19 protein-coding genes are annotated in these 22,549 nt (G+C 72.0%); 10 read left to right on the top strand and 9 right to left on the bottom strand.

The annotated features are described in order from the left end of the window. The first annotated feature begins 26 nt into the window (after positions 1–26). Positions 27–857, top strand: coding sequence for a glycerate kinase (locus AC2AXK_RS11665; RefSeq protein ID WP_484345549.1), 831 nt, complete (start codon positions 27–29; stop codon positions 855–857). A 34-nt stretch (positions 858–891) separates the two neighbouring features. Then, a complete protein-coding gene (locus AC2AXK_RS11660; protein ID WP_484345548.1) occupies positions 892–1,962 on the top strand; it encodes a LacI family DNA-binding transcriptional regulator in 1,071 nt (356 codons plus the stop codon). A gap of 63 nt (positions 1,963–2,025) precedes the next feature. Here AC2AXK_RS11660 and AC2AXK_RS11655 read toward each other — a convergent pair whose 3' ends face one another. Further along, positions 2,026–2,916 (bottom strand): SDR family oxidoreductase, encoded by an 891-nt coding sequence (locus tag AC2AXK_RS11655; protein WP_484345547.1) that lies wholly within the window; start codon positions 2,914–2,916, stop codon positions 2,026–2,028. Positions 2,917–3,080: 164 nt separating this feature from the next. Next, positions 3,081–4,388, bottom strand: a complete 1,308-nt coding sequence (locus AC2AXK_RS11650; protein ID WP_484345546.1) for a GNAT family N-acetyltransferase — start codon at positions 4,386–4,388, stop codon at positions 3,081–3,083. A gap of 90 nt (positions 4,389–4,478) precedes the next feature. On the opposite strand from AC2AXK_RS11650, the gene AC2AXK_RS11645 reads away from it, so the two are divergent. After that, positions 4,479–4,715: a DUF6480 family protein gene (locus AC2AXK_RS11645; RefSeq protein ID WP_484345545.1), complete on the top strand. Its 237-nt coding sequence runs from the start codon at positions 4,479–4,481 to the stop codon at positions 4,713–4,715. A gap of 95 nt (positions 4,716–4,810) precedes the next feature. On the opposite strand, the gene AC2AXK_RS11640 is transcribed toward AC2AXK_RS11645, so the two are convergent. The 3 genes from AC2AXK_RS11640 to xylA all read right to left on the bottom strand — a co-directional run bounded on the left by AC2AXK_RS11640 (position 4,811) and on the right by xylA (position 8,683). Continuing rightward, positions 4,811–5,842 (bottom strand): aldo/keto reductase, encoded by a 1,032-nt coding sequence (locus AC2AXK_RS11640; protein WP_484345544.1) that lies wholly within the window; start codon positions 5,840–5,842, stop codon positions 4,811–4,813. A gap of 199 nt (positions 5,843–6,041) precedes the next feature. Next, the gene (xylB, locus tag AC2AXK_RS11635; RefSeq protein WP_484345543.1) at positions 6,042–7,502 is read right to left on the bottom strand and encodes a xylulokinase; all 1,461 of its coding nucleotides are present in this window, start codon (positions 7,500–7,502) and stop codon (positions 6,042–6,044) included. Next, positions 7,502–8,683 (bottom strand): xylose isomerase, encoded by a 1,182-nt coding sequence (gene xylA, locus AC2AXK_RS11630; protein ID WP_484345542.1) that lies wholly within the window; start codon positions 8,681–8,683, stop codon positions 7,502–7,504. The genes xylB and xylA overlap by 1 nt, the downstream gene beginning before the upstream one ends. Positions 8,684–8,752: 69 nt before the next feature. Between xylA and AC2AXK_RS11625 the strand changes: the two genes are divergently transcribed. Beyond that, entirely contained in the window at positions 8,753–10,003 is a 1,251-nt protein-coding gene (locus AC2AXK_RS11625) for an ROK family protein (RefSeq protein ID WP_484345541.1), read from the top strand. A gap of 24 nt (positions 10,004–10,027) precedes the next feature. Then, on the top strand, positions 10,028–11,806 hold the full coding sequence (locus AC2AXK_RS11620; RefSeq protein ID WP_484345540.1) for a DUF2207 domain-containing protein: 1,779 nt from the start codon (positions 10,028–10,030) through the stop codon (positions 11,804–11,806). Between the two features lie 134 nt (positions 11,807–11,940). Here AC2AXK_RS11620 and AC2AXK_RS11615 read toward each other — a convergent pair whose 3' ends face one another. Further along, a complete protein-coding gene (locus tag AC2AXK_RS11615) occupies positions 11,941–12,714 on the bottom strand; it encodes a ThuA domain-containing protein (protein ID WP_484345539.1) in 774 nt (257 codons plus the stop codon). A 1-nt stretch (position 12,715) separates the two neighbouring features. Next, positions 12,716–13,726 (bottom strand): aldo/keto reductase, encoded by a 1,011-nt coding sequence (locus AC2AXK_RS11610; RefSeq protein ID WP_484345746.1) that lies wholly within the window; start codon positions 13,724–13,726, stop codon positions 12,716–12,718. A gap of 165 nt (positions 13,727–13,891) precedes the next feature. On the opposite strand from AC2AXK_RS11610, the gene AC2AXK_RS11605 reads away from it, so the two are divergent. From AC2AXK_RS11605 to AC2AXK_RS11585, 5 genes are all read left to right on the top strand, one after another. Beyond that, entirely contained in the window at positions 13,892–14,713 is an 822-nt protein-coding gene (locus tag AC2AXK_RS11605; protein WP_484345538.1) for an alpha/beta fold hydrolase, read from the top strand. Then, a complete protein-coding gene (locus tag AC2AXK_RS11600; RefSeq protein ID WP_484345537.1) occupies positions 14,713–16,308 on the top strand; it encodes a PP2C family protein-serine/threonine phosphatase in 1,596 nt (531 codons plus the stop codon). The genes AC2AXK_RS11605 and AC2AXK_RS11600 overlap by 1 nt, the downstream gene beginning before the upstream one ends. A 158-nt stretch (positions 16,309–16,466) precedes the next feature. Further along, positions 16,467–18,065: a peptide chain release factor 3 gene (locus AC2AXK_RS11595; RefSeq protein ID WP_484345745.1), complete on the top strand. Its 1,599-nt coding sequence runs from the start codon at positions 16,467–16,469 to the stop codon at positions 18,063–18,065. A gap of 96 nt (positions 18,066–18,161) precedes the next feature. Next, positions 18,162–19,832: a ribonuclease J gene (locus tag AC2AXK_RS11590; protein WP_484345536.1), complete on the top strand. Its 1,671-nt coding sequence runs from the start codon at positions 18,162–18,164 to the stop codon at positions 19,830–19,832. A gap of 126 nt (positions 19,833–19,958) precedes the next feature. Further along, positions 19,959–21,380, top strand: a complete 1,422-nt coding sequence (locus tag AC2AXK_RS11585; protein ID WP_484345535.1) for a GGDEF domain-containing protein — start codon at positions 19,959–19,961, stop codon at positions 21,378–21,380. A 6-nt stretch (positions 21,381–21,386) separates the two neighbouring features. Here the strand turns inward: AC2AXK_RS11585 and AC2AXK_RS11580 are convergent, their stop codons facing one another. Both AC2AXK_RS11580 and AC2AXK_RS11575 read right to left on the bottom strand, forming a co-directional pair. Beyond that, positions 21,387–21,716 carry a branched-chain amino acid transporter permease gene (locus tag AC2AXK_RS11580; RefSeq protein WP_484345534.1) on the bottom strand — a complete coding sequence of 110 codons (330 nt, stop codon included), beginning with the start codon at positions 21,714–21,716 and terminating at the stop codon, positions 21,387–21,389. Further along, positions 21,709–22,419, bottom strand: coding sequence for an AzlC family ABC transporter permease (locus AC2AXK_RS11575; protein WP_484345533.1), 711 nt, complete (start codon positions 22,417–22,419; stop codon positions 21,709–21,711). Before AC2AXK_RS11575 ends, AC2AXK_RS11580 begins: the two co-directional genes overlap by 8 nt. Positions 22,420–22,549: the final 130 nt, after the last annotated feature.

Genomic DNA, 22,549 nt, shown 5'->3' with positions numbered 1-22,549 from the left:
GCCGGCCCGATGAGGAGTCCCATCACATGCGTCACGCTTCCGGAGCTCGCTCGACCGACCCGGCTTCCGCTGCCGTCGCCCCCGCGGTCGTCGACCACCACCTCGACCCCGTCGAGGAGGACATCATCGACGTCGTCGCCCGGTCCATCCTCGGAGCGGTCTTCCACGAGGTCCCCGGGTGCACGGGTCCGGACGGTCGGCCCCGCTCGCAGCACTGGCTCGAGCTTCCTGACGGCAGCGCGCTCATCGAGCTCGAGCCCGCCACCCGCTGCGACGACGGGCGTCCCGCCCCGGAACCCGACCCGAAGGACCTCCCACCGGTCGGTCGACTGCGCACGACGACCCGGGGCGCGGGTGAGGTCCTGCGGGCCGCGATGGAGGCGGGATGCACGAGCGTCGCCGTCGCCGTCGGCCCACCCGGTACGGCCGACGCCGGCACGGGCGCTCTCTGCGCCCTCGGTCTGCGGCTCCTCGACTCAGGTGGCGAGGCGCTCGGCCCCGGAGGTGCGGAGCTCGCTCGGCTCGAGCTCGCCGACATGACCGACCTGCGCCGCCCGCCGGTGATCACGGTCGTCACCGGCTCCACCCGCCCGTTCCTCGGCGATGCCGGCGCGGCAGCGGTCGCCGCTCGCGCACCCGGGGTCTCGGCGGACGGCCGCTCGATCCTCGAGGAAGGATTCGCACGTCTCGCCGCCGTGCTGGGCGGCGACCCCTACGCGCCGGGCAGCGGCGCAGCAGGTGGCGCGGTGTACGCACTCACCGTCGCGCTGGGTGCTCGGATCGAGTCGCCCGCCGACTACCTCGAGCGGGTGCTCAGCCCCGCTGCCCGGGCCGAGCAGGTCGACGACCGCTCATGATCGCCCGCGGCGCCACCTCCACGGTCGTGCCGCGATGAGCCACGGCGTCGCGACCCTCAGCGATGTCGCCCGCGAGGCGGGCGTCTCCCTCGCGACCGCCTCGCGCGCGATCAACGGCAGTGCGGGCAGGCACGTGCGCCCCGAGCTGCGAGAACGGGTCCTCGAGGTTGCCGCCCGGTTGAGATACTCCCCCGACGCGAATGCGCAGGCGATGGCCCGCGGGCGCACGACAGCGCTGGCGCTCATCGTCCACGACATCACCGACCCCTACTTCTCGACCATCGCCGCAGGAGTGACCGACGCTGCCGATCGCGCGGGTCTCGTCGTCACCCTGGCGAGCACCCGTCGGGAGCATGAGCGCGACCTCGCCTTCGTCGAGCTCATGCAGCGCCAGCGGGCGCGGGCGATCATCCTCGCCGGAGGGCGGTCCGACGACGCCGCACTCAACGCCGCCCTGGCGGCGACGCTCGCCGAGTACCGGTCGCGGGGCGGTGGCGTCGCCGTGATCGGTCAACCGCTGCTCGGCGTCGACACGGTCATGGTCGAGTCCCGGCGGAGCTCGGCCGACCTCGCGCACCGCCTCCACACGCTCGGCTACCGCAGGTTCGCGCTCCTGGCCGGGCCGTCCGACCACCTCTCCGCCCGTGACCGCGCCGGGGGCTTCCAGGACGAGGTGGTGCGGCTCGGGTCACGCCCCGAGGACGTTCACGTCGTCCACTCGCCGGTCACTCGCGACGGCGGGCATGCCGCGATGACCGAGCTCGTCCGGCGGGGCGTCGTGACGGCCGGGGGGCGGTCCGCCACAGGTGAGGGGTCCGTGCCCGCCCAGCTCGTCTTCGCCGTCACCGACCTCATGGCCGTCGGTGCCATGGCCGCAGCACGGGACGCAGGGCTCACCGTCCCCGACGACGTCGCGGTCGCGGGCTTCGACGACATCGTCACCCTGCGGGACGTCACGCCCTCGCTCACGACGATCCGGCTGCCCCTGCCGGACATGGGAGCGATGGCCACGGAGCTGGCGCTCTCCCCGCCCGCGGACACCCCCCGTGTCGTTCCCGTGGACGGGACCGTCGTCCTGCGCGCGTCGACGCCCCCGCTCGGCTGAGCCGGGCGGGGGCGTCGGAGGACGTCCGTCGGGCGGGACACGGTCCCGGTCCGAGCGTGCAGATCAGAAGAGCTTGCCACCGGTGACGGAGATCGACTCACCCGTGATGTAGCTCGACTCCTGCGAGGCGAGGAACACGTAGGCGGGCGCGAGCTCGGCCGGCTGCCCCGCACGCTCCATCGGGGTCTCGGCGCCGAACTCCTCGACCTTCGCGTCCGGCATGGTCGCCGGGATGAGCGGCGTCCAGATGGGTCCGGGTGCGACGGCGTTCACGCGGATGCCCTGCGAGACGAGCTGCTGCGACAGGCCCCGCGTGAAGTTGAGGATCCCCGCCTTCGTCGTCGCGTAGTCGAGCAGCGGCGGGCTGGGGTCGGACGCCTGGATGGACGTCGTGTTGATGATCGTCGCACCCTCGTTCATGTGGGGCACCGCGGCCTTGGTGATCCAGAACAGGGCGTAGAGGTTCGTCTTGAAGACGCGGTCGAGCTGCTCCGTGGTGATGCCGAGCAGACCGTCCTCCTGCGCCATCTGGAAGGCGGCGTTGTTGACGAGGATGTCGATCCCGCCGAGCTCGGAGACAGCGTGGTCGACGAGCGCGTGGCAGTTCGCCTCCTCACGGATGTCCGCGGGGAACGTCGCGCCCTTGCGGCCCGCCTCGGTGATCCACCGGACGGTCTCCTGGGCGTCGTCCTCCTCCTCGGGCAGGTACGAGATGAGCACGTCGGCGCCCTCACGGGCGAACGCGATGGCGACGGCGCGGCCGATACCGGAGTCTCCACCGGTGATCACGGCTCGCTTGCCCTCGAGCCGGCCGGACCCACGGTAGGTCTCCTCACCGTGGTCCGGCTGCTGGGTCATCTCACCGGTGTGCCCCGGTGTCGACATGTCGTCGACCGGCTGCTCGGGGGTCGGGTGCTGGGTGGTCGGGTCCTGGGGTGTGGTCTGGTCTGTCATGGATCGATCTTGCTGTCGACGCCACGTGCCCGCATCTCGAACGCAGAGCGGGAAACCAGCCGGGCGAATGCCCGGACGCTGGCCCGGCAGGTCCGGGGAAACCGCTCCGACGCGCGCGCGGGACGTGGCGCACCGGGTCGGTGCGCCACGTCCCGGCGGCGGCGTCAGAAGTGCGTGATCGAGTGGACCGCGCGCTCCGGGCTCAGCAGTGCCCGCACCCGGTGGAGGGCGCCGGGCGTCCGCTCGTCGACGAGTCCGGCGGCAGCGAGGGTCAACGGGTCCGTCGAGCCGAGGTACACCGATCCCAGGGCCGCCACGTCGAGCTCGACGTCCGCCTCGAGGTCGTCTCCCCGGGTGACCGCGGCCCGACCGTCGCGCACCTCGATGCGGAACGTCCCGTCCGCGAACCCGAGCGCGTCCCGGACCCGGAGCGTCACGCTGCCGTCGAGGGCGTACGGGCGAGCCTCGAACGCCGCCACCGGGTCGAGCACCCGCAGCCAGACGTGGTCGGTCTCGCCGGTGACCTGACGCCGCCGGGAGTCGACGAGCGCGTGGGGCAGGGGGTCCGCGACCCCGGCGTCGCGGTAGACGACCTCGGTCGTGAGGTCGATCGACCCGAGGAGCTCCCACAGCCCGAGGTACGCGTCGTCGGACGCGGCCACGAGGTCCACCACCCGCACCGCGACCGCCTCGCCGCGCTCCTCGACGCGGTACGTGACGTACCCGTCCACCTCGCCGTCCGACGCGAGGTGGACGGCCGCGCGCAGCAGCGGCTCGGCGGGCTGGCCCGGCATCACCCCCGTGAGGGAGATGTCGTACTCCCCCGAGGCGCGCGAGATCGACCCGGGCATGCGTGCGTGGAGTCTCGCGAAGACGGACCGCGCGACGTCTGTGAGCGCCGCCGGGTCCGCGAGCTCGACGGTACCCGCGGGCGTGGTGAGCAACGCCAGTCCGTCGCGGGTGTCCACCCGCGTGCGGACGAGCGACGTCGCCGGACCGAAACCGAACCGCCGGTAGATCGTGGCCTCGGAGACGGTGAGCGCGGCCATCGCTGCGCCCCCGGCGGCCGCCCGCTGCAGGTCGTCGACCATGACGCGCCGCAGGATCCCGCGCCGACGGTGCGTCGGGCGGACCGTGACGTCCGAGATGAGCTGGGTGTCGAGGAGGACGCCACCTCCGACGTTGAGGGTCCCGGGGTAGGTGACGAAGGTCCCCACCGGTTGCGTTGCGGGAAGGGTGGCGGTCCGAGGATCGCGTGCGTAGACGCCCGTGAGGCGGCGGCCGTCCGCGATCCAGCCGCGCACACCGGCCGCCCGGCCCTCCGCGGAGTCAGCCTCCTTCTCGTGGAAGGCGGTGGCCACCGCGGTGGCCCATCCCGCTGTCGCATCGTCGGGCACCTCGGCGCCAGCGTCGTCGGTCGTCAGGCCGGGGCTGAAGTGTCGGATCTCGTACTGTTCATCGAAGCTGTTCACCGGTCCACGGTACGAGGATCGGCGCCCGCTTGCGGCATCGCCCGTGCGTCATAGTGTTGAACGGGACCACGAGAGCCTTGAAGGAGCCCGATGACCGACGCACGGAATCCTGACCCCGACCCCACGCAGCTGCCGATGGAGAGCGCGAGCGGATCCGTGAACCCTGGCGAGACGCCGCCGGGCGAGTCCTCTGTCGCCGCTGTCCAGGGGCACGACGAGGGCGGCGGCTCGCGGATGTCCTCCGGATTCTGGCTCCTGGGTATCGGCCTCGTCGTCGGCATCGGCATCCTCGCATTCGTCGGGTACGCCGTCGGCCTGTTCGACTGACGCACGCTGTCCGCCTCACGCACGCTGTCCTACCGACGCAACCTGTTCGACCGACGCCGAGCCGGGGGCGGCCCCGGCCCGGCGTCTGCGTCAGGTCACCGACCGCCCGTGAGCTTGCGGTTCCGCTGCTGGACCCCCGCCGTGCCGTACGGGTAGTCGTCGACGCGCGGCGCGCTCGCGTCGGTCAGCCGGGCGAGCTCGTCGTCGGTGAGCTCGAGGTCCGCGGCCCGCATCGTGTCACGCAGCTGCTCGACCGTCCGGGCCCCGAGGATGACGGAGGTCACCGCGGGCCGTGCGGCGAGCCAGGCGAGGGACACCTGCGACGCCGTCGCGTCGTGGGCCAGCGCCACCTCCTGGACCGCGTCGAGCACCCGCCACGTGCGGTCGTCGTCGTTGCGGGCCTGCCACGCCTCCATCCCGCGCTGGGGGTTCTCACCGAGACGCGTCGCACCCTGCGGCGGGACGTCACGCTCGTACTTGCCGCTGAGCCAGCCGCCGGCGAGCGGCGACCACGGGAGCAGCCCGAGCCCGGCGTCGAGCGCGGCTGGCACGACCTCGTGCTCGATGTCGCGCACGAGCAGGTTGTACTGCGGCTGCAGGGTGACCGGGGCCGACCACCCGTGGGCCGCCGCGACGTGCACGGCCTTGGTGAGCTGCCAGCCCAGGAAGTTGGAGAACCCGTAGTAGGAGATCTTCCCGGCCTGCACGGCGTCGTCGAGGAACCGCAGCGTCTCCTCCACGGGGGTCAGCGCGTCCCACGCGTGCACCTGGTAGAGGTCGATGTGCTCGACGCCGAGACGACGCAGCGAGTCGTCCAGCGCGACCCGCAGGTGCCGACGGGAGAGCCCGACGTCGTTGGGACCTTCCCCCATGGGGAAACGACCCTTCGTGGCGACGACCACCTGGGCGGCGTCGGTCGGGTGCGCGGCGAGCCAGCGGCCGACGATCTCCTCGGACACCCCGGCGCTGTACACGTCGGCCGTGTCGAAGAACGTCCCACCGCCCTCGACGAACGCGGTCATGATCTCCCCCGACGTGGCCTCGTCGGCCTCGGCTCCGAAGGTCATCGTGCCGAGCGCCTGCGTGGACACGACGGCGCCGCTGGCGCCCAGGGTGCGGTACTTCATGGGATCTCCTCGGGAGGCGCTCGCGAGCGCCGTGGTGATGGCCGTGCGGTGGTCCCCGCTGCCCGGCCCACACTGCCTGCCGCACGCGGATCACGCCACCAGTCGTCTCCGAGCGTCAGCGCCCCGGCACAAAAAAACTGCCAGGTCCTCGCGCACGGTGGACGTGCACGAGGACCTGGCAGCGTGTGTCAGACGCGGATCAGACGAGGTCGCGGACCGCCGCGTACTGCTCGCGGATGATCGGCTCGGGGCTGGCGTCGAAGATCTCGTTGCCCTTCCCGGCCGCGCTCCACGTCGGAGCCTGCTCGGCGCCGGAGAGCACCCACGCCGCCTGACGGGCAGCGCCGTCAGCCACGTACTCGCCCGGCTCGGGGACCTCGACGGGCATCCCGAGGACCTGCGGCGCGATGCGTCGCACGGCCTCCGAGCGGGCACCGCCACCGATGAGCAGGAGGCGCTTGACCTCCACGCCCTGGGCGCGCAGGGCGTCCAGGCCGTCGGCCAGCCCGCAGAGCATGCCCTCCACGAACGCGCGCGCGAGGTGCGCGGGCGTCATGTTGTTCAGGCGGATGCCGTGCAGGGTGCCCGTGGCGTCGGGACGGTTCGGGGTGCGCTCGCCCTCGAGGTACGGGACGAGCACGAGCCCGTCCGCACCCGCCGGGGCGGACAGCGCGAGCTCGGAGAGCCCGGGGTGGTCCACCCCGAGGGTCCGGCACGCGGCGTCGAGCACCCGGCTGGCGTTGAGCGTGCACGCGAGCGGCAGGAACTCACCGGTCGCGTCCGAGAAGCCCGTGACCATGCCGGAGGAGTCCGTGGTCGGTGCCGTGGCGATGGCGGACACGACGCCGGACGTCCCGATGGAGATCGCGACGTCACCCGGCCCCATGCCCAGGCCCAGGGCGGCGGCGGCGTTGTCGCCGGCTCCCGGCCCGAGGGCCACGCCGTCGACCGTCCCGGCACTCTCCCCCGGCCCCAGCACGCGCGGCAGGACCACGCGCTGCGAGGCGCCCTCACCGAGGGCGAGGTCGAGGAGCTCCGGCACGTACGTGTTCGTCGCACCGTCGAAGTACCCGGTGCCGGACGCGTCGGAGCGGTCCGTCGTGAGCGCGGAGAGGTCCCGGGCGGCGCCGACGGAACCGCCGGCACCCGAGATCTGCCACGTGAGCCAGTCGTGCGGGAGCGCGACAGCAGCCACGCGCGCCGCGTTCTCCGGCTCGTTCTGCGCGAGCCACCGCAGCTTCGTCACCGTGAGCGAGGCCACGGGGACGCTGCCGATCGCGTCGGCCCACGCCTTCGGGCCGCCGAGCTCGGTGACGAGGTCCTGGGCCGCCCCGGCTGACCGGGTGTCGTTCCACAGGAGAGCGGGCCGGATGACCTGTCCGTCGGCGTCCAGCACGACCATGCCGTGCTGCTGGCCGCCGACGGACAGCGCTGCCACGTCGTCGAGCCCACCGGCGGCGGCCACCGCAGCACCGAAGGCGTCCCACCATGCGGCGGGGTCGACCTCGGTGCCGTCGGGGTGCTTGGCCGAGCCGAAGCGCACGAGCGCACCGGTCTCCGCGTCGCGGATGACGACCTTGCAGGACTGCGTCGAGGAGTCGACGCCGGCCACCAGGGTCCGACCGGACCCGGTGGCGGGCGACGAGGTGGCAGCCGTCATCAGCCGATCAGGTGGCGCAGGGCCAGCTGGTTGAGGCGCACGAAGCCGAAGTCACGCTGTGCAGCGGCCTCGGGGTCGAAGTCCTCGAACGCGGAACGGTCGGCGAGGAGCTCGGCGACGGTCTCGCCCTCGTTGAGGGTCGGCGTGGCGAGCTCGAAGATGCCGGCCGTCTTGAAGGCCTCCTGCACCTCGGGGTCGGCACGGTACTCGTTCGACTTCTTCGCGAGCATCTCGTACATCGCCATGTTGGCGGAGGCAGAGTCCCAGACGCCGGCCTCGACCTCGGTGCGCGAGGGCTTGTAGTCGAAGTGGCGCGGGCCCGTGTAACGGGGGCCGTCGGGCGTGCCCGGGAAGCCGTTCTCGACGAGGTCGACCGTGAAGAAGGCCGAGAGCAGGTCGCCGTGACCGAACACGAGGTCCTGGTCGAACTTGATGGAGCGCTGACCGTTGAGGTCGATGTGGAAGAGCTTGTCCGACCACAGCGCCTGGGCGAGCCCGTGCGTGTAGTTGAGGCCCGCCATCTGCTCGTGGCCCGTCTCCGGGTTGAGGCCGACGATGTCGCCGTGCTCGAGCTCGGCGATGAAGCCGAGCGCGTGGCCGATCGTCGGGAGGAAGATGTCGCCGCGGGGCTCGTTGGGCTTGGGCTCGAGCGCGATGCGCATGTCGTAGCCCTTCTCCTTGATGTAGCCGGCGACGAGGTCGAGGCCCTCGCGGTAGCGCTCGAGCGCAGCGTGCAGGTCCTTCGCGCCGTCGTACTCGGCGCCCTCGCGGCCGCCCCACATGACGAAGGTCTTGGCGCCGAGCTCGGCGGTGAGGTCGATGTTGCGGAGCACCTTGCGCAGCGCGAAGCGGCGCACGGAGCGGTCGTTCGACGTGAAGCCGCCGTCCTTGAAGACGGGGTGGCTGAAGAGGTTCGTCGTGACCATCTCGATGGTCATGTTGTGCTCTTCGGCCGCGGTCTTGACGCCGTTGAGGATGCGGTCGCGCGTCGCGTCGTCGGAGCCGAACGGCACCACGTCGTCGTCGTGGAACGTGAAGCCCCAGGCGCCGAGCTCAGCGAGCTTCGCGATGGAGTAGGTGGGGTCGAGGTTCGGGCGGGTCGCGGAACCGAACTGGTCCTGCGCGTTCCAGCCCACGGTCCAGAGACCGAAGGAGTAGTTGATACCAGAAGCGTTGGTCACGTGAGTCTCCTCGTTGAGCGTGTTTGTTGTATGACTGAACTTATCCCTGCGGACCGGTATGGTCAACCCATGGCCGCCATTCCCGCAGTCGGGCAGCACTCCCTGCGCGAGCAGAACATCGCTGTTGTCGCGCACCAGATCTTCCGGGCCACCACACCACCCTCGCGCGCCGACGTCGCGACGTCCACCGGTCTCACCCGCGCGACGGTCTCCGCCCTCGTCGACCGGCTCATCAAGGCCCGCATCGTCACCGAGCTGCCGCCCGCCCCGCTGCGCCGCGCCGGCCGCCCGGCGGTCCCCCTGGCCCCCGCGCCCGGCACGCTCGTGGGCATCGGCCTGGAGGTCAACGTCGACTACCTCAACGGCACGATCGTCGACCTCGCGGGCGACGTCGTGGCGAGCGCCTCCCTGCCGGGCGACTTCCACCACAGCGACCCCACCGAGGTCCTCGAGCGTCTCGCGGACTTCACCCAGGACCTCCTCGCGACCGCAGCCGCGCACGTGCCCGACCCCGTGCACCTGCGCATCGCGGGCGTCACCGTGGCCCTGCCCGGGCTCGTCGACGCGAGCTCCTCCACCCTCCGGGTGGCGCCCAACCTCGGGTGGGCCGATCTCTCCCCCGTCGACCTCAGCGCCATCGCCCGCCACACCGGGAGCGCGCCCCTGACGATCGGCAACGAGGCCAACCTCGCGGCCCTCGCGCAGGTCGTGCAGCCGAGCGCGGACGACGAGGTCGCGGGCGACGCGACACCCTCCATGCCCGGGTCCTTCCTCTACGTCTCCGCGGACGTCGGTATCGGGGCCGCGATCATCGTCGACGGGGAACCGTTCCTCGGTGGGCGCGGGTGGAGCGGGGAGCTCGGGCACGTCGTCGTCGACCCCCACGGGCCCCCGTGCGAGTGCGGCGCCACGGGATGCCTGGAGCAGTACGCGGGCAAGGACGCGCTGCTGCGCGCCTCCGGCCTCCCGACGACCGCGAGCACCGTGGATGTCCTCGCGGCCGCGGACGCGGGCAGCGACGAGGCGCGGGAGGCCCTCGCCCGCGCCGGCACCGCGCTCGGGTCCGCCCTCGCCGACTTCATGAACCTCATCGACATCCCCGTCGTCGTGCTCGGTGGTGCCTACTCCGACCTCGCGGACTCGCTGGAGCCGTTCGTCCGCGAGCAGCTCACCAACCGGGTGCTCTCCGCGCCCTGGTCGGAGTTCGACATCCGGCGCGCCGTGGTCGGCCACCGGGCGGCGGCCATGGGAGGCGCCCGCGCGGTCCTCCGCGAGGTCGTCTCCGACCCCGCACGGTGGCTCGTCGACGCGACCGCCTGACGACGACGGCGCTAGGGTCCCCGCATGACGGCACGAGGCAGAACGCGAGCGACGACGCTCCTCCCGCTCCTCCTCGTCCCCGGGGTGCTCGCGAGCCCCGCGGCCGCAGCGGATGCCTCCGACGACGAGATCCGCAGCCTCGACGTCGCCGTGACGATCGAGAGCTCGGGGGCCGTGCTCGTCACCGAGACGTACGCGTGGGACTTCGGGGACCGCGAGGGCCGGGGGTTCGCGCGCGACCTCGCCACGGCCGTCGAGCACGACGACGGCTACCGCCGGTACGAGTACTCCGACGTCAGCGCCAGCAGCCCGTCCGGGGCACCCGCGGAGCTCGAGGTCATCGACCACGGAGCCTCTCTCGAGATCCAGGTCGCGGCGGACGAGGACAGCGACGAGCGCGTCACCGGTGTCCAGACGTACGTCGTGTCCTACCGGATCGACGGCGCCCTCAACGCGGTGCGCGACGAGGCGGGCGTGCCCGACGCAGACGAGCTGTACTGGAACGTCACGGGTGACGACCACGTCCGCATGGACGTCGTGCACGTCACGGTCGAGGGCCCGGTCGACGCCACCGCGGCGCGGTGCACCCAGGCGAGCGACGGCACGGCGTGCGACGAGCTCAGCGAGCCGGGCGCGATCGTCACCGCGCGCGGCACCGGCATCGCGCACGGCGACAACCTCACCCTCGCCGTCGCGTACCCGGCCGGGACGTTCGCCGACGCCGCCCCGATCCTCCTGACCGACGAGGAGTACGCCGAGCTGACCGACGAGGGCGTGAGCAGCGGCGTGGCGACCGTGATCGCCGGGGTGATCGGCGCGCTCGTCCTCCTCCCCGTCGGCGGGGCGCTGCTCACCGCGCGACGTCGTCGCGACCTCACCTTCGCGGGTGTCGAGCCCGGCGTCGTGCCGGTCGACCCGGCGTCGGCCCCGGTCGTCGCGGTCCGCAAGGACCCGCCGGTCACGCTCCGCGTCACGCCGCCGGACGGGCTCACCGTCGGCGAGGTCGGCGCCCTCGTCTCCAAGCAGCTCCGCTCGCGGGACGTGACCGCGAGCATCGTCGACCTCGCCGTCCGCGGGTACCTGCGGATCGAGGAGATGCCCTCCGCCGACGCGACGGGGACGGGCGGGCAGCGGTCCGGTTCGACGGACCCCGACGACTGGCGTCTCGTCGAGGTCGAGAAGGACCGCTCGGACCTCGCGCCGCACGAGGCGCGGCTGCTCACCGGCCTGTTCAAGCTCAGCCGCACGCCGACCATGTCCTCCCTCGCGGAGAAGTTCGCCGGCGACCGCAGCGACGTGCTCACCGCCATCGACGAACGCCTGCGGGAGCGGGGGTTGGTGAATCAGCCCCTCGGCCCGGAGCACGTGTCCGTCGCGGCGTTCCGGCAGCGGACCGCGCTCGGCCGAGCCCTCTACGAGCAGGCCCGCGGGTTCGAGCACTACCTCAGCACCGCCGCGGCGGGCCAGCTGAAGATGGAGGAGGCGCACCGCCTCGTCAGCAGCAACCTGCCGTACGCGATCGTCTTCGGCCTCGTGGACCGCTGGGTCGAGCGCTTCGCCGAGCTCGAGCCGTCCGGGTCGTGGCTCGGCGAGGACGGCTGGTACCGCCCCCTCGACGGGAGCGTGCTGCGCTTCGGTCTCGTCGGCCAGTCGATCGGACGGTTCTCCACCGCTACGGACACGACGCTCGCGTCGACACCCGGATCGGGGACGACGAGCTCCTCGGGTGGCTCGGGCTTCAGCGGGTCGAGCAGCAGCTTCTCGGTCGGGGGCGGGGGTGGTGGCGGCAGCCGGGGCCTGTGACCGGCGCCTGCTCACCCCCCGGCGCCTGCTCACCCCCGGCGCCTGCTCACCCCACCGAGCGCTGCGGTGACCCCTCGACGTCTGCCCGGGAGCTCGAGCGCGTCCCGGGGTGACGTCCCGGGCGGTGAGCCCGGTCAGCGGCCTCCGGCGAGGAGCCACGTGGCCTCGGCCCGCAGCAGGGCCACCCGTGACGGCGAGGCGTACGAGCGCACGTCGTGACCGAGGGCGTCGTAGACCACCCGGAGGCCGTTCTCGCGGTTGACCCACAGGACCGGCTCCGGACGGTCCTCGTGGAGGTGCGTCGCGAGCACCTCCACCTCCGGGGCCACCTGCAGGAGCGCGTAGCGCTCGTCGAAGGCCGTGATCTCGGTGACCCCGCGCGTGGCGAGGTCGACGACGATCGGGTGGGCCCCGGCGTCGGTCACCCCCGCCCCCGCACCGGTGAGGGTGAACGTCACGTCGTCGATGGGCGGGTGCATCGACACCCCGTCGACCCACCGCCCACCGAGGATCCGCTCCCAGTGCGGGCTGTCGGCGAACGCGAGCGACGCCTGGTGCAGCCCGAGGACGGGTCGGCCCGCGTCGGCGTACGAGCGCAGCGCGTCGTGGAACGCCGCCCACGGTGCACTCGCGTCCTCCTCCCGGCGGACAGGGGCCGGTGCGTCGCCGGCCCCGCGGGGTGGACCCGCGGCGTTGACGACAAGGAGGTCGAACTCCCTGAGGTCCGCGAGCGCCTCCGGCACGGTCTCCCGCACGACGACCTCGCCCACGGCGCCGGCGGGATCGGTCTCGAGCGCCCGGGCGACGAGGGACGACGTCGCGGCCGTGTCGTGCCACGGGTCCGTGTACCGGCCGTGCCCGGCGAGCACGAGGACGCGCGCGCCGGGCGAGATCGGTAGGGTCGTCATGTCAGCGCTTGGTGCCGTCGACCGCGAACGCGTCGATCGCGGCGATCTCGTCGTCCGTGAGCGGCGCGGCGTGCGCGGCCTCGACGTTGTTCTCCAGCTGCGCGACGCTGCTCGCGCCGATGAGCGTGGACGTCACGCGTGAGTCGCGCAGCAGCCACGTGAGCGCGAGCTGCGCGAGCGACTGCCCGCGGCCCTTCGCGATCGCGTCGAGGCCACGCGCCCGCTCGAGGTACGTGTCGCTGATGGCATCGGGCTTGAGGAAGTGCCCGACGGCGGCGCGGGAGTCCTGCGGGATCTCCCCGCTGAGGTAACGGTCGGTGAGCAGGCCCTGGGCGAGCGGGGAGAAGACGATCATGCCCATGCCGAGCTCGTCGACCGTCTCGAGCAGCGACTGACCGGTCGCTGCCGGGTCGTCCGTGCGACCGGCGTCCGGACGCTCGACGTGCCGGTTGAACATCGAGTAGCTCGGCTGGTGGATGACCAGCGGGGTGCCGAGCTCGGCGGCGACGCGGTGCGCCTCACGCGTCTGCGCAGGGCTGTAGTTGGAGATGCCCGCGTAGAGGGCGCGGCCGCTCGTGACCGCCGTGTGCAGCGCGCCCATCGTCTCCTCGATCGGGACGGACGGGTCCGGGCGGTGGGAGTAGAAGATGTCGACGTAGTCGAGGCCCATGCGCGTCAAGGACTGGTCGAGCGAGGACAGCAGGTACTTGCGGGACCCCCCGTCGCCGTAGGGTCCGGGCCACATGTCGTAGCCGGCCTTGCTCGAGATGATCATCTCGTCGCGGTACGGGCGGAAGTCCTCGCGCAGGATGCGGCCGAAGTTCGTCTCGGCGGAGCCGGCCGGCGGACCGTAGTTGTTCGCGAGGTCGACGTGCGTGATGCCGAGGTCGAACGCGCGGCGCAGGATCGCCCGCTGCGTGTCGATCGGCGACGTGTCGCCGAAGTTGTGCCAGAGCCCGAGGGACAGTGCCGGGAGGTCGAGCCCGCTGCGCCCGCTGCGGCGGTAGGGCATCTGCGAGTAACGGTCGTCTGCTGCGAGGAAGGGAGTCACGTGCCGATCATGGCACGGTTATCGAATTGATTCGATCCGAAAGGTCGGAACGAGCGCTCTCCTCGCCGCAGCCCGGCGGTGGCGTTCTGCTGGCGGCCACCCGGAGGCCGCCGATATCCTTGATCGATGACGGTCCTCACCCGGAACGCCGTCCGCGTGAGCGGCCCCGCCGGCGCCCCACCCCTCGTGTTCGCCCACGGGTTCGGGTGCGACCAGGGCATGTGGCGCTACGTCGCCCCGAGGTTCGAGGAGCACCACCGTGTCGTCGTCTTCGACCACGTCGGAGCGGGGGCCTCGGACCTGAGCCACTTCGACAGGCAGCGTCACGCGACGCTCCATGGGTACGCGGCCGACCTCCTCGAGATCATCGATGCCCTCGACGTCGGCCCGGTCACCGTCGTCGGGCACTCGGTGAGCGCCATGATCGGGGTCCTCGCCTCGACCGCACGCCCCGATCTCGTCGACCGCCTCGTCCTCGTCGGGCCCAGCCCCCGCTACATCGACGACGAGGGGTACCGGGGCGGGTTCACCCAGGACGAGATCAACGAGCTGCTCGAGACGATGGACGCCAACTACCTCGGCTGGTCCGCACACATCGCGCCCGCGATCATGGGCCGGCCCGACGAGCCGGAGCTCGGCGAGGAGCTCACGAGGAGCTTCTGCCGCACCGACCCGTCGATCGCCCGACACTTCGCCCGGACGACCTTCTTGTCCGACAACCGCGCGGACCTCGCTGCCGTCGACGTCCCGACCCTCGTGGTCCAGTGCCACGACGACGTCATCGCCCCGATCGAGGTGGGTCGGTACGTGCACGAGAACATCACGGGCAGCGCGCTCGTCGTGCTCGACGCCGTGGGGCACTGCCCCAACCTCAGCGCCCCCGACGAGCTCGTCGCGGCGATGGAGCCGTTCCTCGCCGCGGTCCGCGTGGGCCCCGCCGGCGCGTGATGCCCGACACCGACCGCGCCGCCCCGGTGAGGTCGGACGGCGCGAGCTGGGACGCCGTCCCCTGCGGGCTGCTGACCCTGCGCAGCGACGGCACGGTCCTCGACGCGAACGCCACCTTCCTCGCGTGGGTGGGCCGGGACCGCGCGGACGTCGTCGGGACGCTCCGGCTGTCCCAGCTGCTCTCCGTCGGCGGGCGGATCTACTGGGAGACGCACCTGTCGCCGCTCCTGCACGTCGAGGGCCGGATCGACGAGGTCGCCCTCGAGCTCCGCTCCCCCGAGGGTCGCATCGCGGTGCTCATGTCCGCAGTCCTCGAGACGGACGAGCCGCTCGCTCCCGGCACTGCGCTCCGTGCGGCCCCCACCGGAGGTCGCATCCACGTCGCCCTGTCGAGCGCCCGCGAACGCTCCCGCTACGAGCGCGAGCTGCTCGCCGCCCGCCGGGAGGCCGAGCTCGCCGTGGCCCGGACGACGCTGCTCCTGCGCGCGACGACCGCGCTCTCCCAGTCGACGGACCTCACGAGCGTCGTCCGCGCCCTGCTCGCCGCGGCGACCGGTCCCCTCGGGGCCTCGGCCGCGACCGTCTGGGTACCGGACGCCGACGGGCACCTCGCCGCGCACGCATCCGCGGGGGAGGACGCAGCGACGGCACCCCGACCCTCCCCCGGGTGCGACCTCCGGTCACGGGTCGCGGGCACCGACGAGGGCCGCGTCGTCGTGCCGCTGCACGGGCTCTCGACCCTGCAGGGTGTCCTCTCGCTCGCCCCGGCGCGCGGAGCAGGGGCTGAGCCGGTCGACCTCCCTGCGCTCTCCGCCGTCGGTCAGCAGGCCGGGCTCGCGCTCGACCGCGCGCAGCTCTACGAGCACAGCGCGAGCGTCTCCCACCAGCTGCAGCAGTCGCTCCTGACGTCCCCGACGCCGGTCGACGAGAGGTTCGTCGTGAGCACCCTCTACCGGCCGGGCATCGCCTCCCTCGAGGTGGGCGGGGACTGGCACGACGCCTTCCTCGCGGACGACGACGTGCTCGCGATCGGCGTCGGCGACGTCGTGGGGAAGGGACTGCGCGCCGCGACCGTGATGGGGCAGCTGCGCAGCGCGGTGCGAGCCGTCGCCGGTCCCGGCGTCGGACCGGCGCGCCTGCTCACGCGTCTCGACCGGTTCGTCGAGCAGGTGCCCGCCGCGACGTCCGCGACGCTTGCCCATGCCGAGCTCGACCTCGCGCTCGGCCGGCTCACCTACGCGTGCGCCGGCCACATGCCGCCCCTCGTGCTGCCCGCGGACGGCCCGCCCCGGCTGCTGTGGGACGGGCGCTCGACGCCCCTCGGGCTGCGCGTCCCCGGTCTCGACCGGTCCGAGGCGACGCTCGACGTCGAGCCCGGGGACCAGGTGCTCCTCTACACCGACGGGCTCATCGAGCGGCGGACCCGATCGCTGCCGGACGGATTCCGCGCTCTCCTGGACGCGGTCGCGCGCCTTCGCGGCGCACGGCCGGACCACCTCGTCCGGGCGCTCACCGCAGACATGCTCCAAGACGAGGAAGGCCGCGACGACGTGTGCCTGCTCCTGCTCACATGGGTGGGCCAGCAGGGTCGGTGAGGGTCGGCGACCCGCAGATGTCACGAGTTCGCCCGATCCGGGGGACAATGAAGAGTTGGGGCTGTGACCCCGACGCGACCGGTCCGACGAACGCAGGATGTGCAGTGCCCCAGCCAGCCGTAGAACTTCCCACCCCCACGACGAGCTCCGCCACCTCGGTGGCGACCGCGGAGGCGGCACCCGCGGCCAGCTCGACCGTCCTCGCGGAGGCCTCCCGCCGCCGCTCCTTCGCCGTGATCAGCCACCCCGACGCGGGAAAGTCGACGCTCACCGAGGCGCTCGCGCTGCACGCGAAGGCGATCCGTGAAGCAGGCCGCTCCGACGGCAAGACCGGCCGCCACACGGTGTCCGACTGGATGGACATGGAGCAGGCCCGAGGGATCTCCATCACCTCCGCGTCGCTCCAGCTGACCTACCGCGACACGATCATCAACGTCGTCGACACTCCCGGGCACGCCGACTTCTCCGAGGACACCTACCGCGTGCTGTCCGCGGTCGACGCCGCCGTCATGCTCGTCGACGCCGCCAAGGGCCTCGAGGCGCAGACCATGAAGCTCTTCGCCGTCTGCAAGCACCGCGGCATCCCCCTCATCACCGTCATCAACAAGTGGGACCGTCCCGCCAAGGACGCCCTCGAGCTCATGGACGAGATCAAGGACCGCACGGGTCTCACCCCGACGCCGCTCACGTGGCCCGTCGGGATCGCCGGGGACTTCCGCGGCGTCCTCGACCGCCGGACCGGTCAGTACATCCACTTCACGCGCACCGCCGGCGGCACGACGATCGCCCCCGAGGAGGTCATGGACCCCGACGCGGCGCTCGAGCGCGAGGGCGACGCCTGGACGACCACCGTCGAGGAGGCCGAGCTGCTCGAGATCGAGGGCGCCGACCACGACGAGCAGACGTTCCTCGCCGGCGAGACCACCCCGGTGCTGTTCGGCTCCGCCGTGCAGAACTTCGGTGTGCACGCCCTCCTCGACGTGCTCGTCGACGTCGCCCCCTCCCCCGGCCCCCGGCCCACCGTCACCGGGGACGTCCGCCCCGTGGACGCGCCGTTCAGCGCCTTCGTGTTCAAGATGCAGGCCGGCATGGACACCGCCCACCGCGACCGCCTCGCGTTCGCGCGCATCTGCTCCGGCGTCTTCGAGCGAGGGATGGTCGTCACGTCCGCCCGCACGGGCCGCCCGTTCGCGACGAAGTACGCCCAGCAGGTGTTCGGGCGAGAGCGCACCATCGTCGACTCCGCGTACCCCGGGGACGTCGTCGGGCTCGTCAATGCGGCGAACCTGCGGGTGGGCGATACCCTGTACCTCGACAAGCCGGTCGAGTTCCCGCCGCTGCCCACGTTCGCACCCGAGCACTTCGCCGTCATGCGAGCCAAGGACGTGTCCCGCTACAAGCAGTTCCAGCGAGGCGTGATGCAGCTGGGAGCCGAGGGTGTCGTCCAGGTCCTGCGCTCGGACCTGCGCGGCGACCAGGCACCCGTGCTCGCCGCTGTCGGCCCGATGCAGTTCGAGGTCGCGGAGCACCGCATGGCGACCGAGTTCAACGCGCCGGTGACGCTCGACCACCTGTCCTACCAGATCGCGCTCCGCACGACGGCGGACTGGGTCGAGTCCCTCAACGCCCAGCTCGGCGTCGAGGTGCTCCGCCGCGAGGACGGCGAGTACCTCGCGCTGTTCCCGGACCGTTGGCGCGTCACGTCCGTGAAGAACCGCCTGCCCGACGCCGTGCTCGACCCGCTCGTCGCCACCTAGGCCCCAGATTTAGCACCACCCGGCAGTACCGCACACCCACCGGCCCACGCGGGCCACGAGACCTTTGAAGGTAACGACTTGCTGAACTCCCAGAAGATGACTCTCCACGCGCCCCCCGCACTGCCCCGCGGCGGCCTGCGCATCACCCCCCTCGGCGGCCTCGGCGAGATCGGGCGGAACATGACCGTGTTCGAGCACGAGGGCAAGCTCCTCGTCGTCGACTGCGGCGTGCTGTTCCCCGAGGAGCACCAGCCTGGCATCGACGTGATCCTCCCCGACTTCACGTCGATCCGCAGCCGCCTCAAGGACATCGTCGCGATCGTCCTCACGCACGGGCACGAGGACCACATCGGTGGCGTCCCGTACCTGCTCAAGGAACGGGCCGACATCCCCGTCATCGGCTCCAAGCTCACGCTCGCGTTCATCACCGCGAAGCTCAAGGAGCACCGCATCCGGCCCCGCACCATCGAGGTCGAGGCCGGCGACGTGTCCAAGCAGGGACCGTTCGACCTCGAGTTCGTCGCCGTCAACCACTCCATCCCCGACGCCCTGGCCGTCGCGATCCGCACCCGCGCGGGCCTCGTGCTGCACACCGGTGACTTCAAGATGGACCAGTTCCCGCTCGACCGCCGCATCACGGACCTCAACCACTTCGCCCGCCTCGGCCAGGAGGGCGTGGACCTGTTCATGACGGACTCGACGAACGCCGAGGTCCCCGGGTTCACGATGTCCGAGCAGGAGCTCATCCCCGCGATCGAGCAGGTGTTCCGCACCGCCCCCAAGCGCGTCATCGTCTCGAGCTTCGCCAGCCACGTGCACCGCATCCAGCAGGTGCTCGACTCCGCGCACGAGAGCGGACGCAAGGTCGCGTTCGTCGGACGCTCCATGGTCCGCAACATGCAGATCGCCGACGAGCTCGGCTACCTCAAGATCCCGCGCGGGCTCGTCGTCGACCTCAAGAAGCTCGAGTCGATGCCGCCGAACAAGATCTGCCTCGTGTGCACCGGGTCCCAGGGCGAACCCATGGCGGCGCTCTCCCGCATGGCGCAGGGCGAGCACGTCATCAAGGTGGAGGAGGACGACACCGTCCTGCTCGCCAGCTCCCTCATCCCGGGCAACGAGAACGCGATCTACCGCGTCATCAACTCCCTCACCGACCTCGGCGCGAACATCGTGCACAAGGGCAACGCCAAGGTCCACGTCTCCGGCCACGCCAGCGCGGGCGAGCTCGTGTACTGCTACAACATCGTCAAGCCGAAGAACGTCATGCCGGTGCACGGCGAGGCCCGCCACCTCAAGTCCAACGGCCAGCTGGCCATGAAGACGGGCGTGCCCGCGAGCAACGTCGTCATCGCCCAGGACGGCTCGGTCATCGACCTCGTCAAGGGGCGTGTGTCGATCGTCGGCAAGGTCCCCGCCGGTTACGTCTACGTGGACGGTCAGACCGTCGGCACGGCCACCGAGGACACCCTCGCCGAGCGCCGCGCACTGGGCTCCAAGGGGATCGTCACGGTCCTCGCCCTCGTCGACCTCGACCTCGGGGTCATGGCCGAGAAGCCGGAGTTCATCACCCGCGGGTTCGTCCACGACGGGCACACCTTCGACGACGCCGTCATCGAGATCGAGAAGGCGCTCGCACAGATCCCGAAGAAGGACGTCGGAGACATCGACCGCCTCGAGAACGTCATCGCCAAGGCCGTCTCCCGGTGGCTGCAGCGCAAGTACCGCCGCGAACCGCTCGTCAACGCGATCGTCGTCGACGCGTAGTCAGACCGGATGCAGAAGGACCCCGCACGCGATCTCGTGCGGGGTCCTTCTGTCCGTCCGGCCACTGCCGATAAGGACGACATCGGATCCACAACAGCGACCTCACGTGCGGCGCGGACGACGCACGTGACCTTCGGGGTCGCAGCACTCGTCCTCGGGATCGCTCGCGCCGTCACGGAGGGGGTCGCCAGCGGTCTCGTGTTTCTCGCGTCGACGGGCGTACCCGTCCTCGTCGTCGTCGCTGTCCTCGTCATCGCGCGCCCCCCGTACCGCGCGCCCTGGCTGATCGTCGCGGCCGCGCTGGCCATGTCGACCCTCCACAACGTGGTGTGGTTCGTCCAGGTCCCGCTCGGGGGTGCCGACGAGGCGGACGGACTCCTGTACGACGTGTCGCTCATGATCACGTACGCAGGGCTGCTCGTCGCCGCGATCGTCATCGTCATGCCCATCGCCAGGGGCGACGGCGGCGCGGTGGTCGACTCGGCCATCGTCGCCGTCAGCGGTGCGGGACTCCTGTGGACCGCCGTCCTCGCGCCCGCCCACGACGCCCAGGACGCGACCACATCCACCCGCGTGCTCTCCCTCGTCACGGTGCTGCTCGTGTGCGGCACGAAGGGGGCCGTCGTGCGGGCCGCACTCACGGCACGCGCCGCCCGCCCCACCCTCGGCTACCTCCTCGTCGCCGCGGCAGCCATGCTCGCGGCCACCGTCATCTCGGTGACGTCGGTGACGCCCGCGGGCGAGCAGGTCAAGGACGTCGTGTGGATCATCGCCTACCTCGCCCTCGCCGCCGCAGCCGCGCACCCCTCGAGGGACCGGCTCGGCACTCCCGGTCGGGCACCCGCACGCCCCCTCACCCTGCCCTACATGCTCGGGCTCGGGTTCGCCGTGTGCTCGAACCTCCTGCTCGCCGGGGTGCTCGAGCTCAGCGGAGCCGGCGCGGACCCGGCGCTCCTCATCATCGGTTCCCTCTTCGTCCTGGCGCTCTTCCTCATCCGGGTGTGGCAGATCGCCGGCCTCTTCGAGCACGCCCGGGCCGACCTCGTGCGGCTGGCCAGCCACGACGACCTCACCGGTCTGCCCAACCGGCGTGCTGCGACCGCGCACCTCGACGAGACGGTCCGCCTCATCGACACCGGTGCTCTCGCGGGCGCCCGGGTCTGCTTCATCGACCTCGACGGCTTCAAGTCCGTCAACGATCTCCACGGGCACCGGGTCGGTGACCTCCTGCTCGCCGCGGTGACGAAGCGGCTGCGCGCGGCCGTGCGCGCCGAGGACTTCGTCGCACGCCTCGGTGGCGACGAGTTCGTCGTCGTCCTGCGCTGCGACTCCCCCAAGCTCGAGGAGTCCACCGTGCAGCGGATCCGCTCGGCCTTCGCGGAACCGATCGAGGTCGGCGGCACCGCGATCCCCGTCGAGCTGAGCATCGGGTCGGCCTCGGTGCGCGACGGCGACGGCTCGACGGCTGACACCGTGCTGTCGCTCGCCGACCAGCAGATGTACCTCGACAAGCGCCGCGAGCGCGCGAGCGAGCACGCCTCGAGCTGACCGGGCTCAGCCGAAGACGGTGCCCACCAGCACGACGTACAGGCCCGTCCCCGCGACGATGCTCAGCAGGGCGTTGCGGCGCCACAGGTGCAGCGCGACCGTCGTGAGGAGTGCCAGCGCCTCGGGGATCCCGTGGGACGGCCCGGTGAACGAGACGTCGCGCAGCGTGTACACGACGAGGATGAGCATCACGCCGACCGGCATGTACCGGGCGAGGTAGCGCACGTACCGCGAGGACCGGAGCGGCTCGACGAGCGCGAACGGCAGTGCGCGCAGCGCGAACGTGACGACGAGGATGACGGTGAGCGACGCGAGGATCGCCCCGTTGCTAGGCATGCCCCTGCCCCTCGGCGCTGCCGCTGCGACTGCCCCTGCGCCCGGCGACGACGAAGCGGACGGTGAGTGCCGCGACGAACGCTGACAGCGCGACGACGAGCATCTGCCCGGGGGCGACGACGAGCGCCCCGAGGGCGCACAGCAGGGCGAGGACCGGCGTGGGGACGTCCCGGGAGACCCGGTACGCATCGAGGGTGAGGACGACGAACAGCGCCGTGAGTGCGAAACCCATCCCGCGAGGGATCTCCGGCAGGGCGGACCCGAGGGCCCCGCCCAGCACCCCACCGAGCACCCAGTACGACTGGCAGAGGACCTGCATCCACACGATGCGTCCCGTGGACAGCTCCTCGGGCGGGACGTGGTGCGCGAGCGCGTACGCCTCGTCGGTCAGCGCGTACATGCTGTAGGTGCGCGCGCCCGCGCCGTGCACGGCGTGCAGCGGGAACGACAAGGCGTAGAACACGTGCCGGAAGTTCACGAGGACGGTCGCGAGGGCGATCTGGGCGAGGGGCGTGGCAGCCACGATGAGCCCGATCGCGAGGAACTCCAGCGAACCCGCGTAGATGAACACCGAGAAGACGGGCGCCCACCACCAGGCCAGCCCTGCCTCGACGACGAGGAGCCCGAAGGCCACCCCCAGCGGCACGAGCGCCACGCCGACCGATGCGGTGTCCCGCAGAGCGGCTCGGAACGTCGCAGACATGGCGCCCACGCTACCTCCGGGCTCCGGGCTCCGTGCTCCGGGCTCAGGTCTCAGGTCTCCGTGCTCCGTGCTCCGTGCTCCGTGCTCCGTGCTCCGTGCTCCGTGCTCCGTGGCTACCATGGACATGCCG

The sequence above is a fragment of the Sanguibacter sp. Z6_81 genome, assembly GCF_057180625.1.
The sequence above is the reverse complement of the archived record's forward strand: the minus strand, read 5'-3'. Positions and strand labels throughout refer to the sequence as shown.